This is a genomic window from Paenibacillus sp. AK002, from assembly GCF_053903045.1.
This window is the reverse complement of the sequence record NZ_CP096377.1, coordinates 1,007,903-1,023,298: the sequence shown is the minus strand read 5'-3', so window position 1 is coordinate 1,023,298 and position 15,396 is coordinate 1,007,903. Positions and strand designations below refer to the sequence as shown.

Here is a 15,396-nt window from a genome sequence, read left to right as displayed (position 1 = left end):
GAGATTTCCTCATGAAAAAGCTGTTGAACAAGTTATAACCTGCTCCACATCCATGCCATGCTTCTACGGTCCGGATCCGTGGACCTCCTGACCTGTTCGATTCGAATCATCGGTAGTCCAAATATGAATACGGAGGCTCCGAACTTATGAGAAGCGAGCAAGAAATGATGGATTTGGTATTGGGCTATGCAGCCCGCGATGAGCGGGTTCGGGCCGTGACCCTGGAAGGCTCCCGAACGAACCCTAACGTCCCGAAGGATATTTTTCAAGATTACGACATCAGCTTTCATGTTACGGATATGGAGAGCTTTATCCAGGATCCGAACTGGATCGACGTCTTCGGGGAACGGTTGATTCTGCAGACGCCCGAAGATATGGCCATGTTCCCTCCGGATCTTGGAGGCTGGTTCTCGTACCTGATGTTATTTACCGACGGGAACCGGATTGACATGACCCTGATTCCCATCGAGGAGAAGGAGAAGTACTGCAAGGAAGACAAACTGATCCAGATCTTAATGGATAAAGATCAAACCTTCCCCAAAATTCCTGCTCCGTCCGACGAGGATTTCTGGGTACAGCGTCCGTCCGCAGCCTTTTTCGAGGATTGCTGCAACGAGTTCTGGTGGGTATCCACGTATGTCGCCAAAGGCTTGTGGCGGGAAGAAATCCTCTATGCCCAGGACCATCTAAACAACATCATGCGGCCGATGCTGATGAAAATGCTGGAGTGGCAGGTGGGCACACAGACCGATTTCTCGCTCAGCGTAGGCAAAAACGGCAAATACTTGAAAAACCACCTGTCTGCGGACAGCTGGAATCAGTTGATGTCCACCTATCCCCGCGGAACCTACGAAGATGTATGGGACGCGCTGTTTACGATGGGAGCCCTGTTCCGCAAAACGGCGCTGGATGTTGCTGAACAGCTGGGCTTTGAATACGATATGGGGCAGGATCAGCGCGTAACGGGCTTCCTGCAGCATGTCCGGCAGCTGCCGGCGGATGCGAGCGAGATCTATTAGGATTTGCAGGACGTTGCGGTACCCTTGATTCCCAATATCGAATCAGCAAGCCGGGCTTAACGAGGACGGACTCCTGGTCCAAATGAAGCCCCGATTGCTGAGGAATTGAGTCAGCAGAGAGACGCCACGCCGGCGTCTCTTTTTTATTCCGCAGAATCCCATCCTAGCAGCGTACCCTTCCCTACTTCTACTCGAACTCGCTTTTGCCAAATGCTCTCTCCTGTCAAAAAGATTGATTCAATCCATTTGTCACATTTGTCCTTTGCCCAAACGTAATACAAATTGTAAAGGGGTGAAACCACTTGGATGTACCAGCATTCCATCAGATCGTTGCTGATGTTTTGAAGGGAGAGATCGACAAATATGAGCTGATCATGAACCGATTCCATAAAACCATCTTCAACTATTGCTATCACATGCTCGGCGACTATGCCGAAGCAGAAGATTGCACCCAGGAAGCTTTTCTGAAAGCTTACCGCAATCTATCTAAATTCGAACCGGACAAGCCCTTCGAAGCCTGGCTTTACCGCATCGCCTGCAACCAGTGCATCGACTTGCTCCGCAAGCGAAAGCTATCCCGATACCTCCCCTTTCTATATCAGAAGGATCAGGATAACAGGCATGTCGATCAGGTCATCGAGCACAAATACTATAATCCGTCTGTGCTACGGGCGCTGGCCAAGCTAACCGCCGAGGAACGGAGCCTGCTTATCCTGCGCTGCGTCGAGGACAAGAGCTATCATGAGATCAGCCTTATTTTGCAACAAAGCACGACCTATCTTAGGAAAAAATTTGAGCGGGCCGCTGCCAAGTTCCGCAAACATTACGCCATGGCCGAGGGGGAAGAAACGAATGAGCATGGACAACGACCGGGACCTGAAACCACTCTTTCAAAGGGTTGAACCGTCCGGGACAGCCCTCCAGGAACGTGTCATGAACCGAATTCGGGAAAAACAACTTAAAGAGGAGCGATTTTTCGTGAAATACAAAGTAAGCATTCTCATGATGGTCGGTATGCTGCTTACCGCTTCGACCGGATTTGCCGCAGTACAGTACCATTCCTTAACCAACAGCAAGGGAGAAGTTCTATATGAGGAGAAATCGAACGCTCAGGCGCCTTCGCCGAAAAGCTATTCGAAAACGGAACTAAACCGCATACATCTCATGAACACCATTTGGGACGAACAGATCGAGCCGGGCGAAGCCGCCATCATTTATGTCGTACCGGACAATCCCGAGCATGTCATCGATATCAAATCCACTCCGCATGCCGTAAAGGATTTCGCCAAGTTGCAAAACATGGTTAATGTGCCCGGCTTGCCGCTAGCCAAGGAGTTGTCCGGTTCGGGCACGTATACGTTCACAAACGCCAACGTGCACATGGAACGCGAGACCGACGTGAACCCGCTGACCGAGCAGGAAAAAGCCGACATCGCCAAAAAGCTGCTTGAGAAAGCCAAAGCTTCCGGGAAGGACTACGCCCTGATGCCGGTGAAGTTCTCCGATCAATTCTGGCTTTCGACGGTATATTATGCCAGCGGCAACAAAAAACTCTCCCTTACCATTCTGAATAACGGGGACAACGGAAGCGTGACCTCCTACTGGGATAAGAGCATGGGCATGACCAGCCGGAAAATCGGGATCAACGGGCAGGACGTGCTGCAAAAAACGTGGAACGGCGGAAACTCGGCGCAGCTGGCGCAGCTGGACTGGGTCTATGAAGAGCCAACCACCGGACATCACTACATGTTTTCGCTCAACGCTACCACGGGTGACATCGCTGCCGAAGAGCTGATCCGCATCGCCAAGACGATCATTCCAAAGGCGGATTCCAAGTAAACCGCATGATTCTTTGATTAAGGCCGTCATAATAGCCGATCTTTATACAATATGACTCTCTCGTAGGAACGCTGTAAATGTGGAAGATAATACAAAAAAATCGCCTGTGGCGGTCTCGGGATCCGGACTCCAATCAGGCGCCGTGCTTGAGTAGGGCTGAACTTTCGCCCGGCTTTAGCAACTGTTGCCAAGGATATGAGAAAATAAAGAGAGACGCCGCTCCGACGTCTCTCTTTTGTACTGCCATATTCCCCAATCCCATCCTGGGTAGCCGCACTCCTACTTCTGCTCGATCTTATCAAAGAAATTCTCCTGAACCAGCTTGGCCGTTTCGTCCAGCTGCTTCTTGGAGTCCGTGCCTTCCTTCGAGAACGATTCCTGCACCACGTTGGACATTGCCGCATAGTAATCCTGCGTGCCGAATTGCGCTTCAGGCTTTCCTTCCAACAGGCTGAAGAGCTGCGGATCGTATTCATAGACGTTGTCGTACTTATCGTAGATCGCCTTCACCTTCGCCGCATACTCCGAATCGTCGCTGAAATATTCCAGCGGCGTCGGCACAAAATATTTGCCCTCGGCCTTGCGGGCATTGATCGTATCTTCCACCGATTTCAGCGCATCATCCGTAAAATAATCAAACGTGATATAGCGGAATGCCATTTCCTGTTCTTCCTTCGTGGCATTCGGATTGATGACCAAATAGTTGCCGCCCAAAATGCCGTGGTGCGCTCCGCCTTTCTCCATCGCAGGCATCGGATACGCAAGCACGTCCTCAGGCTTCATGCCGCCCTCGTTCAATGCCGGCTGGATCACGTCAAATGCGCCTGCAATGACCATCGCCGTCCGTCCTTGCTGGAACGAGCTGACGGCATCGCCCCATCCGAGGGCCCAGTCCTGCGGAATGGCGTTTGCTTCCCATCTCAGCTTCTTGTAGAAATCCAGCGCCTTCACGCCGGCTTCCGAGTTAAACACCGCTTTCACTTTGCCGTCCTCGTTCACTTCGATATCCCCGCCGGCTTCGAACAGGAAGTTGGTCCAGTTCCAGCCTGCTTCATTGCCCTTGCCCATCGGCGCGATTCCGGAGATGCCGGCCTTGGGGTCTGCTGCGCCTTTCGCCGTATTGTACATGTCGTCCCATGTCCAATCCATCGGCGGTACGGGCACGCCCTTCGCGTCCAGCAGCTTCTTGTTCACGATCGTAGACGTGATATAACCGTTCTGCGTAACGCCGTACACCTTGCCGTCCACGATGAATTGATCCTGCAGCACGGGATTCATGTCGTCCTTGTACTCCCATTCGTTCCAGAACTCCGTAATGTCGGCCACCCAGCCCCGCTCCACGAGCAGCTGTGCCTCCGTGGCCCAAGTGTTATAAAATGTCGGCGCTTCGTTCGAAGCCATCTTCACCCCAATTTCGTTGACGCTGTACTGCCAGTCGTCCTTCACGATGGTCACGTTCGGATATTTCGCCTGGAAGCGGGCGATTTTATCATCCTCCTGCTGACGCAGCGTTGTATCATCCGGCAGCGGATAGTGAATCTTGATCGTGATCTTTTGATCCGCGATATCCTCCTTCGGCTCCTCCGTCTGGGTCGTGGCCGTCCCGCCCGAATTGGCGGTGCCTCCCTCTTTATTCGTGACCTCCGGCGCCGCTTTGCCGCCGCCGCATGCGGCGAGCAAGGAGCTGAACAGCATAAAGCAGATCAGTAATGCTGAGAACTTGCGCATGGATACTCCCCTTTTCCTTAATGAAATAATGATGTCCTTTCCTCTCTCCATCATAAAAGCCAAATCCGGAAAGGACGATGTGCATTCATATGACGATCGTGTGCAGGGCTACGATGTGTACCGCTGCTGCCCTACCCTTTGACGGCCGAGAGGCTGACGCTGCGCATGATGAATTTCTGGAACGCCAGAAATACGAAGATCGGCGGCACCATCACCATGAACAGGATCGAAAATTTAACGCTGCTGTCCAGGCTCCTTGCGTTGATGACATACTTATAAATGGCCGTAGCCAGCGTATATTTGTCCTGGGTCTGCATGACGAGCGACGGCCAGAACCAGTCGTTCCATGCCGTGGAGAATGTAAAAATCGCCAGCGTCGCGAAGATCGGAACGGATAACGGTATGGCGATCCGCAGGAAGCTGCTCATCTCCGAAGCGCCGTCGATGCGCGCCGCCTCAAAGATCTCCGGGTGAATGCCGTCGAAGAAGTTTTTGATCAGCAGGAAGAAGTACGCGTTCGCTCCGGCCGGCAGCCAGAAGGCCCAGTAGGAATTCAGCAGGCCGAGCTCCTTTAAATTGACGAAATTCGGAATCATGTAACTCGACGCCGGGATGAACAAGGTCATCAGAATGAAGAAATAGATGGCCCGGTGATACGGAACCCGGATGCGGGAAATGCTGAAGGCCGCCATGCCCAGCACCAGAATCGTGACCAGCAGATTACCGCCGAAAATCAGCAGCGTATTCTTCAGAAACATCGGCAGATCGATGTATGCCCACCCCTTCGGAAAGTTCTCCCAATGCCATTCCGAAGGAAAAAAGCGCGGCGGAAACGTGTTGATTTCCTGATTGCTCTTCAATCCGTTGAACATCGTCATGCCGATCGGGTACAGCATCGTGAAGGTCATCACGGCAATGCACAGCACCATAAACCCGTAAACCGCCTTATTCCACGGTTTTCTCAAATCCGAAGCGGACAGAATGCCTCTCTCTTTCATCCTAGTACTCCTCCCTGTTCATCTTGAATTGCAGGATGCCCAGCAAACTCAGCACAAGGAACATCAAGATGCCCATCGCGGTTCCGGCCCCGTAATCCAGCTGGTTAAACGCATATTTTACGGTCAGGAGCGCATAGGTGAGCGTGGCCTTGTTCGGTCCGCCGTCCAGCATCGCCAGCTGCGATTGATACGCCTGTGACGTGCCGATCAGCTGCAGAATCAGCATGAGCACAATCAGATTGCGCATCGAGGGAAGCGTGATGTATTTAATCCGGGCCCACACGCCGGCACCGTCGATTTCGGCGGCTTCATACCAATCCTTCGGGATGCTCAGCACCCCGGCCAGATAGATCAGCATCGCCGAGCCGAATTGCTGCCATGTCTCCATAACAACCAGCGATACCATCGAGAAGCGGCTATCCGATATGAACGACACCGGATCTGCCCCGAAGAAGCCGAACAACGCATTGATCGGACCCACCGGATCGTACATCCATCGCCACATGCCGTAGAGCACGACCCCGGGCACGACAAACGGGAGATACGCGGCAATCCGGGCGAACCCCTGGAACAGCTTCAACTCCGAGATGGCAATGGATGCGGCGATGGGCACCCAAAAGCCGATGACAAGCGTTAACAGCATGAAATACAAGGTATTCCTGACCGATAGCAGCAGGTCGGGATTGCTTAGAACCTTGGCATAATTATCGAACCCGACGAAGGTGTTGCCTTTTACGAAATCGATATGAAAAAAGCTGTAAAAGATCCCTTTGAAGATCGGCACCCATAAAAAGACGATAAAAATCGCAATGGCCGGGACAAGGAACAAATACCCCCATAGATACTTCCTCCACAGCGGCTTGCGCTTATGCTCCTTCCGGGCGGGGCGGCCGGGCTCGATCAGAGCCTGGCCTTGTGACATGATCGTTTCTTCCATCCGACTCCCTCATTCCTTTATTCAATGTCTAGCTTTTATTGTAAAAAAGCCGGGGAGCCTTCGAACATGTCTAAAACTATGTGAAGTATGACGGATCTTACTTCTTTAGCTCGCTTGGGCTTACGCCGTAGTATTTTTTGAAGATTTTGCTGAAATGCTCCGGGGATTCATAACCCACCCGCTCGGCTATCTCGTACCGGCGGAGATCCGTGTGCAGGATCAATGCCCTGCTCTCCTCCATTCGCAGCTTCACCACATACTCCCACAGGCTGCTGCCGGTATATTTTTTGAACAGGTAACTCAAATAGTTGGGGCTCACGTGATTGTTCTTCGCTACATCATGAATGGTCAATCCCTTCTGGCGGTAATGCTCATCGATATATTGCCTCGTATTCTCCACGATCCGGTTGCTCTGGCTCGACAGCACCTCCTGCGACGTCTCCTGGGCATAATTGTGCCAATTGAAATCCCCGTAATAAAAGACATGGAAATCATGCAGCTGCTCGCTCCACAGCATCGCTTTGTCCGCCTGTCGGCTGAGCACGCTCAAGAATTCCCGTCCCCTCAATATTTGGCTGATGCCCACGGTACAGCTCCGTTTCAGGTGCAGCTCCACATGGTGGTGCAGACTCCGGCCGATCATCTCCAGATGGTGGATTTTCCCGCTGGCGTTCTCCTCCATTTCCTGTTCGCTCCATTGAAGGATGATGTTGACGTCCCGTTCCGGCGAATAGAACACCAAGGTGTGCGGCTCCTGTTCCAGCAGCTCCTTGGCGATATTCAGCGCGGCATATTGAATCAGGTGTATATCATGACTGGAAAAAGAAGCGCTGCGCTCTTCCGCCAGGCCCAGTTTCATTTTGATGACGGCAAAATAGGGGCCGACCAGGCCCAGCTCCGACTCGTCGGGACCGGCAGTGGCCGATGGATCCGGCTCCATGGAGAGCCGCTCGTTCAGCCGCTCTATTCTTTCGGACGGCGGCTCCTCCATCCGGAAATGCTCATTATCGGCCATGAGAAGCGGCTCGACCTGGGGCGCCGGCCGGTCCATCTTAAGCAGCACGCTGCGGACCGAATCCAGAAACTGCTCGCTGTTCAGCGGTTTGATCAAATAATCCTTGGCTCCGAGCTGAAGCGCCCGCTGCGCATATTGAAATGTTTCATGGGCTGAAATTATGATCGTCTGTACCCAAGGCTTCACGATCTTCGCCTGCTGCATCAGCTCAATGCCGTTCATCTCGCCCATCTGGATATCGGTGACCAGCAGGTCGATATCTCCCATCCGTATGTAGTCCAGCGCTTCCTGCCCGCTGTAGGCCGTGGTTATGCCATCGATGGCAAGGCCCGAGGACGTTAACAGCCCTGACAAGCCCTTGCATATCAAAGGTTCGTCATCTACCACCAAAATGTTGTACATCAGGAAACCTCCTGTCCGGTTGATGTAATGGTTGCTGCTTCTGTTCGCGGTATCGTGATCGTCACGCGGGTTCCCCCTTCTTCCCCGGGTTCATACTGCAGCCCGTAGCGGCTGCCGAAATGCAGCCGGATCCGCTCCTGGATATTGCGGATGCCGTAGCCCAGCGAATGATCGGGTGCATCATCATGGAGCAGCCGGCGGATGGATTCGTAGTTCACGGGGCGGAAGCCGTTATCTTCAATGACGATCCGGCATCGATCACCCTCCAGATGACCCGATACGCGGATCATTCCGTCCTCGCCCATATTTTTAATGCCATGAATGATCGCGTTCTCCAGCAGCGGCTGCAGCGTGATCTTCGGCACATGATTCGCCAGCAATGCCTCGGGAACGTCCCATCGGATCGTAAACTGATAATCGTAACGATTCAACTGGAGATTCATATAAGCCCCCGCATGCTCAAGCTCTTCCCCAAGCGTGATAAGATCCCGGCCCCGGCTAAGACTGATCTTCATCAATTTGGATAAATCCTTGATCATTTCGGCGGACTCGGTATTGCCCTCCATCGTGCTCTTCCAGTAAATGCTCTCCAGGGTGTTGTACAGCAAGTGGGGATTGATCTGCTGATAGAGCAGCTGCAGCTGCGCTTCCTTCTGCTTCAAATCCATATTGTATTTGTAATGGATCAGGTCATTCAGTCGGCGGGCCATGTCGTAGATCGTGGAGATCAGGACGCTGACTTCGTCTTTTCTGCGCCGATAAGGGGTTTCCGGCACGACGTTTCCAGGTTCGTACCTCCTCACGAAATGCGCCAGCTTCTGGAGCGGCGTCATCAGCGACTGCCAGAAGTAAAAGACGATAATGAGGCCCACGGCAAAATAAGCGACGGAAATGACCTGTATGACGCGCTTCATCTCGCTTTGCTGGGCAAGCAGCGTTTTGACGGGCACCTTGTAGACCAGCTTCTGCTGGAGCACGTAATTGTAATCGATGACATAGATGAAATCCGACGTAATCACGTCCATGACGCCGATCGTGGAATGGCCCGGATCCGCTTCGGGCGGCAATTCCAGCTTGCCCGCCATGCCCTGTACCGACGAGGTCAGGATATTATCGTCCCAATCCGTAAAATACAGCTCCCCATCGGGAATCGAGACCGTCGATAACGACTCGCCGATCCGCGCGTCCAAATTGGTGACCAGCAGTACGCCGATGGTACCGCCCCGATAGATATTGTTAACGGCCCGCACATAGCTTAAAGTCTCTTGATCCTGGCGCCCTTGCACCGGCGGCGACAGATTGGCCATGCGCCTCAGGTATCCGTTCCCCTTCATCGCCACGGCTTCATCGAACCAAGCGGGCTTCTCCTTCTCGTCGGAGAAAAAATATACCCCTGCTTTTCTGCGGTCAGGGTAATACGGGGCAAAGAAGTAGCTGTTGTCCGGGTCGTACACATAAAGCGAGTAATAGACCGGTTCACGCTCGTCCGTCTCTTGGGAGAAGGAAATCAGCATCTTTTCGAGCCGCTCGTAATTTTTGACGCGTTCCAGTACGGTAACCTCGGCAAAGGGATCCAGCTGCTGGATCTGCGAGTTCTGGATGACCGTGGAGGTTACTTTGTTAACGGTTTCAATGTCCCGGTTAATCAGCTTGAAATTTTGTTTGTTCAGTTCGATATAAGCATTGGTCACATGGCGCTTCAGGATTTGACCAGCCATGGAATTCCCGTAGGCGTTCAGCCCGAATAACGGAATGACCAGCACCAGGAACAGCAGAATCATCTGCTGTTTGATGTTCATGCGGCCCAGCGGATTTTTGAAGCGGTTCTTCATCGGCCCTTGCACCTCCGGCTTTCTCAAGCATAGCAACAATCCAGTGGGATCAGCGTAGTCATTTCTACGGAAATGATGCGCATTTTTACGATTAGGCAGGATGTCCTAAGTGGATGTATTAGCCCTGCGGCAGGCGATTTCCTGCAAAAGGAGCAGGAGCCTCTGGCGGGAGTCGATCTGTCGAGGTGTGGGGAGTATTGACTGCCCGACTTCACGCTATCTACCCTCAAAATGGAATAACACCCGCATGCGCGATCCTCATCGGATTGAACATGCGGGTGTTAGGTGCCGGTTCCCTTTTAAAACGGAAAGAACAGCGGCAGTACCGCCATCATGACGAGCCCGATCGTCAGTTGAAGCGGCAGGCCGACCTTCACGTAATGACTGAATTTATAACGTCCTGCCGACATGACGAGCGCGTTCGGCGGCGTGGAGAACGGGGACGCAAAACACATGCTCGCTCCAATCGAAACGGCGAACAGAAACGGATACGGACTCGCTCCCATCTGGATCGCAGCCGACAACGCAATCGGCGCGAATAATACCGCGCAGGCGGTATTGCTGATAAACAGCGTTAGCAGCGAAGTGGTGAAATACACCCCTGCCAGCAGGGCAAGCGATCCATAGCTGCCCAGGGAATGAACCAGCATATCCGAGATCAGCGTGGCGGCTCCCGTCTTCTCGATGGCAATGGACATCGGGATCATCCCTCCAATAAGGACGATGCTCTCCCAGTTGACCGTCTTATAGGCTTCCTCCATATTTCGGACGCAGCCGAACACCACCATCAACACCGCGGCAATCATCACGGAGGCCACCGCCGGAATCCATTCCGTCACGAGCAGGATCACCATCAGCAGCATAATTCCTGCCGCGATCGGCGCTTTGTGATCCATCGTCAATTTGCGCGACTCCTCTGCCGGCTGCCCCACCACCACGACATCCGTCTGCTCGGCTGCCAGCAGGGCAATGTCCTTCCACGCGCCCTGCACGAGCAGCGCGTCGCCAAAGCGCATTTTCTCTTCCTTCAGATGATGCAGCAAATACTGTTCTTTACGCTGGATGCCCAGAATGTTCACCCGATACTTCTCGCGGAATCCCGAATGCTTGACGAGCCGGCCGATCAGACGCGAGGACGGCGTCAGCATCACCTCTGCAATGCCGACGTCGCTTGTGGCGTATTGCGACTCTTCGGCATGTTTACGGTGCTCGGGCACACCCTGGTCCAGCATGACAAGCCCGTATGTCTCCGCAAACTCCGAGGCCCGCTCGAATGGACCATTCACGTACAGAATATCCTCTTCCTCTATCACGGTCCCGGGCCCCGCGATCTCCTGATTGATCGTTTTGAAGAATTGATTCTTGGCCGACATTTTACGGCGGATTTCAATGATGTTGATTTCGAACTGTGCCGGAATATCCAGCTCCCGCAGCGTCTTGGAGCGAATGGAGGAAGCGGCTCCAACCTGAATCCGATACAGGTTCTGGGTCAGCCGATACTGCTTGGCCAGCTCCCTGAGCGAGCGTCCGCCCTGGTTCCCCGTTCTTCCTTCTTCATTGCTGGGAAGATAACGGCGAAGGAACAATATCGCGAGAATCCCGGTTGCCAGACACACCAGGCCGATCGGCAGAAAAGCAAAAAACGACAACCGTTCGTACCCTGCGTTAATCAGCGTCTCCTGAATCACAAGGTTCGGCGGCGTTCCGATCAAGGTGAGCATGCCGCCCAAGCTGCTTGCAAACGCAAGGGGCATCAGCAGCCGCCCCGGATTGATCTCCGCGCTGTATGCCAGGCTGACAACGATGGGCAGCATCACCGCTACCGTGCCCGTATTGCTGACGAATCCGCCGATGAGCGACGTCACCAGGATGATCATGATCAAGAGCCGGGTCTCGCTTCCCCCGCCAAGCTTCAGCAGCTTCCCGCTGGCCATCTTGGCCAGCCCGGTCTGGAAAATGCCGCCCCCCACAACAAACAAACCGATCATCATGATGACAACCGAATTGGAAAAGCCCGACAGGGCTTCAGCCGGACTTAAAATGTCCGTTAGCATAAGTACCATCAACACGCCGATCGCGACCAAATCCGACCGCACTTTTCCCGACATGAACAATACGGATGCCACGGCCAAAACAGACAACGTAATGATCATCGGTCCATTCATTCCTTGATCCCCCTATAATGCCATATCTATGTTTCTTCCAAGATTCGACATTCGATAAGCCTTTCCCTGCCCATTTCACGGATCTGCCACTTTCCGGTCCGGAGCGGGCGGCCAATCTGCGCCAACGTCACACCACCCATTCAAGGGAAATGATGTAGTATTGTAACACCTGCCGGGAGCATCTCATGTTAAAAACGTCACAACCCTGTGTGCAAATCTTTAGGCGATATCCCCATCCGATCCTCTATCGCACCGTCGACCATAACGAGGGGTAAAAAAGGATTGCTCTCGTAGGCCGTCACGGAGAAATCACAAAAAAAGCTGCATCGGCTCCTTCCAGCCGGTGCAGCTTGCTCATGGAATTACAAATTGATGAATGCGGTACGCAATTTGGAACTGTACTGAACGTCAAAGCCCAGGCCGGATGCAATCACGGCGAGCGGCACGTAGGTTTTATCCTCTTTTCCTACCTTGTGCAGGAAAGCCGGCGTATCGATCGGTACGGTCGTTCCGTTGACTTGAACGGTTTTGGCGCCGATCTTCACCACGACCGTCTGGTCTCCGAAGGTAATCGTTGCGCTGGATGTTTTATTCTCCCACTTGGTAGTCGCCCCCACCGCGTTCACGATATCTTGTATGGCTACGTAATTCAGGTTGTCGCGGAGGATCGGCTTGTAAGGCGTATTCAGCTCCTGCCCTTTCACGACGATGCGCATCGGCTGCCCCTCATTTTGAACAGGAGGTTTCTGATAGCTGCCCCAGATCGTCTCGGCAAACACGCCGGCCATCGTTTCGTATCCGTATTGGTTCGGATGGATGTCATCCTTCAGGATATGGGTCATCGTCAGCTCGGAGCCCACGAATTTCTTCGCGACATGCGCTACCTTGATGTCTACGCCCTGGGTTGCAAAACCGCCGGCCACCCCGTCCACCAGCTTCGTGAACTCACCGGATGCCGCAAGCAGTTTTGCGTATGCAACTTCATCGGCGATTTTGGGAACCGGATTATACTGGTCGGCCACGACGATCGCGGCATCCGGATTCAAGGAATGCAGGCCTGTAATGACGGATGACACGTTGTCCTTATAGATCTGGAACAGTTCCTGCATCTTGGCTTGCAGCTGCTCATCGCTTAACGTTTCCACGGTGCTGACAAGACTCATCATGTCATTGCCGCCGATGGTAATGGTGATCAGATCGGCTTCGGCGATAATCGGCTTGGCTTTCGCTGCATCGGCGCCGATCTGCTTGGTCCGCGGATCGATGCTGCTGAGTCCCGGCTGCAGCTCCTCCGGCGTGATCGCCCGTTCGTCCAGGACGGCCTTGACGTAGTTGTTCAGCCCGTCGGTCTTCAACCCGCCGATCCCCAGATTCGTGACTTCGGTCCGGCCATGGAACAGCCCTTGCTCATACAGCCGGTCAACAAAACCGTACGGTTTGCTGTTCAGATCCATTCCCGGCTCATACCCGACGGTCAGCGAATCCCCCAGCGTTACGATACGATATGTATTCTTAGCCGCAGCCTCATCGGCATAAGCCGGCGCAACGCCCGGTCCGACTAGCGCCACCGCGAGCGTCAAGCTGCCGGTTACTGCCGCCAGCCCCTTCTTCCATTGTTTGAACATGACTTCACTCCCTTAACGTCGAATATCTTGATACAGCCTTATTTTACCACCACCACCAGGCGAATGGTACCGAATCAAGCCGGGCGAGACGGCTTCATGAGAAGATAAGCGAATAGATAACCTATGGAGGTAACTCCAAACCAAGCAAATATCCCTGGCGTGCCTGCCATATACAGGCTTGGCAGTATCGACCATCCAAAAGCAATCAGCAGCAGCAATCTGTACGAATACACCATCGCAATCAACGCCAAGCAGCCTGGCAGAAAGAGCATAATGAACGTATTCAGGGCCGGACTCCAGTTCATAACGTCCGTATACGGATTAAAGATGATAAGTATGCACCACAACAGGATGGAACCCACACCTGATAATCCTGCCAAAAATAGGAAGCCTTCAGCTGAACCCGCATTGTTTCTCCTCCCCCCTATATGGACAAGGTCGCACATCCTGGCTCCGACATTCACCGTCTTGAAGAGTCTTATCTTGATTGCTATACAAAAAAATGGACAGCCCGTTTCATGCTGTCCATTCCTGATACCGAACTAGGATGATGTTACGCTCCAATACCGCGATATTCCTTGAAGCGCTATCACACGTCTTCGCCTGAATCCTCAGGCTTATCCTTCTTAACCGCCTTATCGATGTACTTGTCATAGCGGTCATCCAATTCCTTTGCCATGCTGCGGTATTTGAGCGTCTCCTCCACGATGGGATCGAGCTGCGTCTGAATCCGGATCTCATATTTCGGAGAGAGCAGCCTGCGCTCCTCCTTCTCCCGATCCTTCTTCTCCATTTCACCGTCCGTTAACATCTCGCTGAGCTGGCGCTCCAAATCCTGATCCGACTTCTCATTCATCGTACGCACACTCCTTTTATCAAGCGGTTAATAGTGAACGGCATTCCTCTTGCGGATGGTGACCGTTTAGCGGACCAAAGCCTCGCCCGCATCTTTTAGCGTATCCAAAAAACGCTGATGAATCAACCCGTTGGTTGCAGCCAAATGACGCACCGACAGATCGTAGGGCCGTCCTTCCGTATCGGTTACTTTGCCGCCGGACTCCTGAACCAGCAGCGCGCCTGCGGCAACGTCCCAGGCACTCAAGCCGTGCTCCCAGTATCCGCTCAGCCGGCCGGCCGCCACATAAGCAAGATGAAGCGCGGCGGAACCGCCCGCCCTTACATTGCGTACCATCGGCAGCAGCGCCTGAAGCTCCGCCATGTTGAGCGGCAGGTTGACCTTGCTGTCCAGCGGGAAGCCCGTGGCCAGCAAGCTGTCCGACAATTGCTCCTCCGTGGAGACATAGGTTGGATTGCCGTGAACGTAAGCCCCCTTGCCTTTTTCCGCCACGAACAACTCGTCCCGGGAAGGGTCGTAGATAACGCCGACAATCACTTCTCCATGATGAGCCAGCGCGATGGATACGGAGTAAAACGGAAATCCGTGAACATAGTTCGTCGTGCCGTCCACAGGATCGATAATCCAAAGATACTCTTCGTCTTTGGCTTCCTCAAGCGCCTTCGCATAGGCATCCGTACCAGGGGCAACCCCTTCTTCTCCCAGGATCGCATGATCCGGGAAGTGCGTCAGGATCAGCTTGCGGATCATCTGCTCCGCGCCTTTGTCGACCTCGGTTACGATATCCTGTGCCGAAGACTTGGTGCTCAGCTGCTTGACGGTGCCCAGTTTGCTCTTAATCCATTCTCCCGCTTTCGCGGCGCAATTAATCGCAACGGCGGTATAGCTCTTACTGCTGACAACATAAGGAATCTTTTCATTCTCGTTCAAAGCACTCACTCTACTTTCTATATAAATCTAGTAATCTTGGAAATCTCTAC

General features: G+C 53.3%; 13 protein-coding genes. 3 read left to right on the top strand and 10 right to left on the bottom strand.

The annotated features are described in order from the left end of the window. The first annotated feature begins 146 nt into the window (after positions 1–146). From M1D70_RS04415 to M1D70_RS04405, 3 genes are all read left to right on the top strand, one after another. Positions 147–1,019, top strand: coding sequence for an aminoglycoside 6-adenylyltransferase (locus M1D70_RS04415; protein WP_456289228.1), 873 nt, complete (start codon positions 147–149; stop codon positions 1,017–1,019). Between the two features lie 302 nt (positions 1,020–1,321). Further along, on the top strand, positions 1,322–1,921 hold the full coding sequence (locus M1D70_RS04410; RefSeq protein WP_009591088.1) for an RNA polymerase sigma factor: 600 nt from the start codon (positions 1,322–1,324) through the stop codon (positions 1,919–1,921). Positions 1,922–1,997: 76 nt separating this feature from the next. Continuing rightward, on the top strand, positions 1,998–2,858 hold the full coding sequence (locus M1D70_RS04405) for a DUF4367 domain-containing protein (RefSeq protein WP_456289227.1): 861 nt from the start codon (positions 1,998–2,000) through the stop codon (positions 2,856–2,858). A gap of 279 nt (positions 2,859–3,137) precedes the next feature. Here M1D70_RS04405 and M1D70_RS04400 read toward each other — a convergent pair whose 3' ends face one another. From M1D70_RS04400 to M1D70_RS04355, 10 genes are all read right to left on the bottom strand, one after another. Further along, positions 3,138–4,586: an ABC transporter substrate-binding protein gene (locus M1D70_RS04400; protein ID WP_456289226.1), complete on the bottom strand. Its 1,449-nt coding sequence runs from the start codon at positions 4,584–4,586 to the stop codon at positions 3,138–3,140. A gap of 131 nt (positions 4,587–4,717) precedes the next feature. Next, complete coding sequence (locus M1D70_RS04395) at positions 4,718–5,584, bottom strand: carbohydrate ABC transporter permease (protein ID WP_090912776.1); 867 nt, start codon at positions 5,582–5,584, stop codon at positions 4,718–4,720. Between the two features lies 1 nt (position 5,585). Then, entirely contained in the window at positions 5,586–6,521 is a 936-nt protein-coding gene (locus M1D70_RS04390) for a carbohydrate ABC transporter permease (protein ID WP_456289225.1), read from the bottom strand. Positions 6,522–6,618: 97 nt separating this feature from the next. Continuing rightward, entirely contained in the window at positions 6,619–7,938 is a 1,320-nt protein-coding gene (locus M1D70_RS04385) for a response regulator transcription factor (protein ID WP_456289224.1), read from the bottom strand. Continuing rightward, a complete protein-coding gene (locus M1D70_RS04380) occupies positions 7,938–9,770 on the bottom strand; it encodes a sensor histidine kinase (RefSeq protein ID WP_009591094.1) in 1,833 nt (610 codons plus the stop codon). Before M1D70_RS04380 ends, M1D70_RS04385 begins: the two co-directional genes overlap by 1 nt. A 299-nt stretch (positions 9,771–10,069) precedes the next feature. After that, the gene (locus M1D70_RS04375; RefSeq protein WP_456289223.1) at positions 10,070–11,935 is read right to left on the bottom strand and encodes an SLC13 family permease; all 1,866 of its coding nucleotides are present in this window, start codon (positions 11,933–11,935) and stop codon (positions 10,070–10,072) included. A gap of 362 nt (positions 11,936–12,297) precedes the next feature. After that, positions 12,298–13,560: a stalk domain-containing protein gene (locus tag M1D70_RS04370; protein WP_456289222.1), complete on the bottom strand. Its 1,263-nt coding sequence runs from the start codon at positions 13,558–13,560 to the stop codon at positions 12,298–12,300. A 74-nt stretch (positions 13,561–13,634) separates the two neighbouring features. Further along, positions 13,635–13,940 carry a hypothetical protein gene (locus M1D70_RS04365; RefSeq protein ID WP_456289221.1) on the bottom strand — a complete coding sequence of 102 codons (306 nt, stop codon included), beginning with the start codon at positions 13,938–13,940 and terminating at the stop codon, positions 13,635–13,637. 209 nt (positions 13,941–14,149) lie between these two features. Continuing rightward, positions 14,150–14,416, bottom strand: coding sequence for a hypothetical protein (locus M1D70_RS04360; protein WP_009591085.1), 267 nt, complete (start codon positions 14,414–14,416; stop codon positions 14,150–14,152). Between the two features lie 66 nt (positions 14,417–14,482). After that, positions 14,483–15,346 (bottom strand): inositol monophosphatase family protein, encoded by an 864-nt coding sequence (locus tag M1D70_RS04355; RefSeq protein WP_036671729.1) that lies wholly within the window; start codon positions 15,344–15,346, stop codon positions 14,483–14,485. Positions 15,347–15,396 lie beyond the last annotated feature (50 nt).

What these genes read in the sequence shown, in the direction of transcription:
- M1D70_RS04415 (WP_456289228.1), top strand. Translation starts at nt 147, where the DNA reads ATGAGAAGCGAGCAAGAAATGATGGATTTGGTATTGGGCTATGCAGCC.
- M1D70_RS04400 (WP_456289226.1), bottom strand. Translation starts at nt 4,586, where the DNA reads ATGCGCAAGTTCTCAGCATTACTGATCTGCTTTATGCTGTTCAGCTCC.
- M1D70_RS04395 (WP_090912776.1), bottom strand. Translation starts at nt 5,584, where the DNA reads ATGAAAGAGAGAGGCATTCTGTCCGCTTCGGATTTGAGAAAACCGTGG.
- M1D70_RS04390 (WP_456289225.1), bottom strand. Translation starts at nt 6,521, where the DNA reads ATGGAAGAAACGATCATGTCACAAGGCCAGGCTCTGATCGAGCCCGGC.
- M1D70_RS04385 (WP_456289224.1), bottom strand. Translation starts at nt 7,938, where the DNA reads ATGTACAACATTTTGGTGGTAGATGACGAACCTTTGATATGCAAGGGC.
- M1D70_RS04380 (WP_009591094.1), bottom strand. Translation starts at nt 9,770, where the DNA reads ATGAAGAACCGCTTCAAAAATCCGCTGGGCCGCATGAACATCAAACAG.
- M1D70_RS04375 (WP_456289223.1), bottom strand. Translation starts at nt 11,935, where the DNA reads ATGAATGGACCGATGATCATTACGTTGTCTGTTTTGGCCGTGGCATCC.
- M1D70_RS04370 (WP_456289222.1), bottom strand. Translation starts at nt 13,560, where the DNA reads ATGTTCAAACAATGGAAGAAGGGGCTGGCGGCAGTAACCGGCAGCTTG.
- M1D70_RS04360 (WP_009591085.1), bottom strand. Translation starts at nt 14,416, where the DNA reads ATGAATGAGAAGTCGGATCAGGATTTGGAGCGCCAGCTCAGCGAGATG.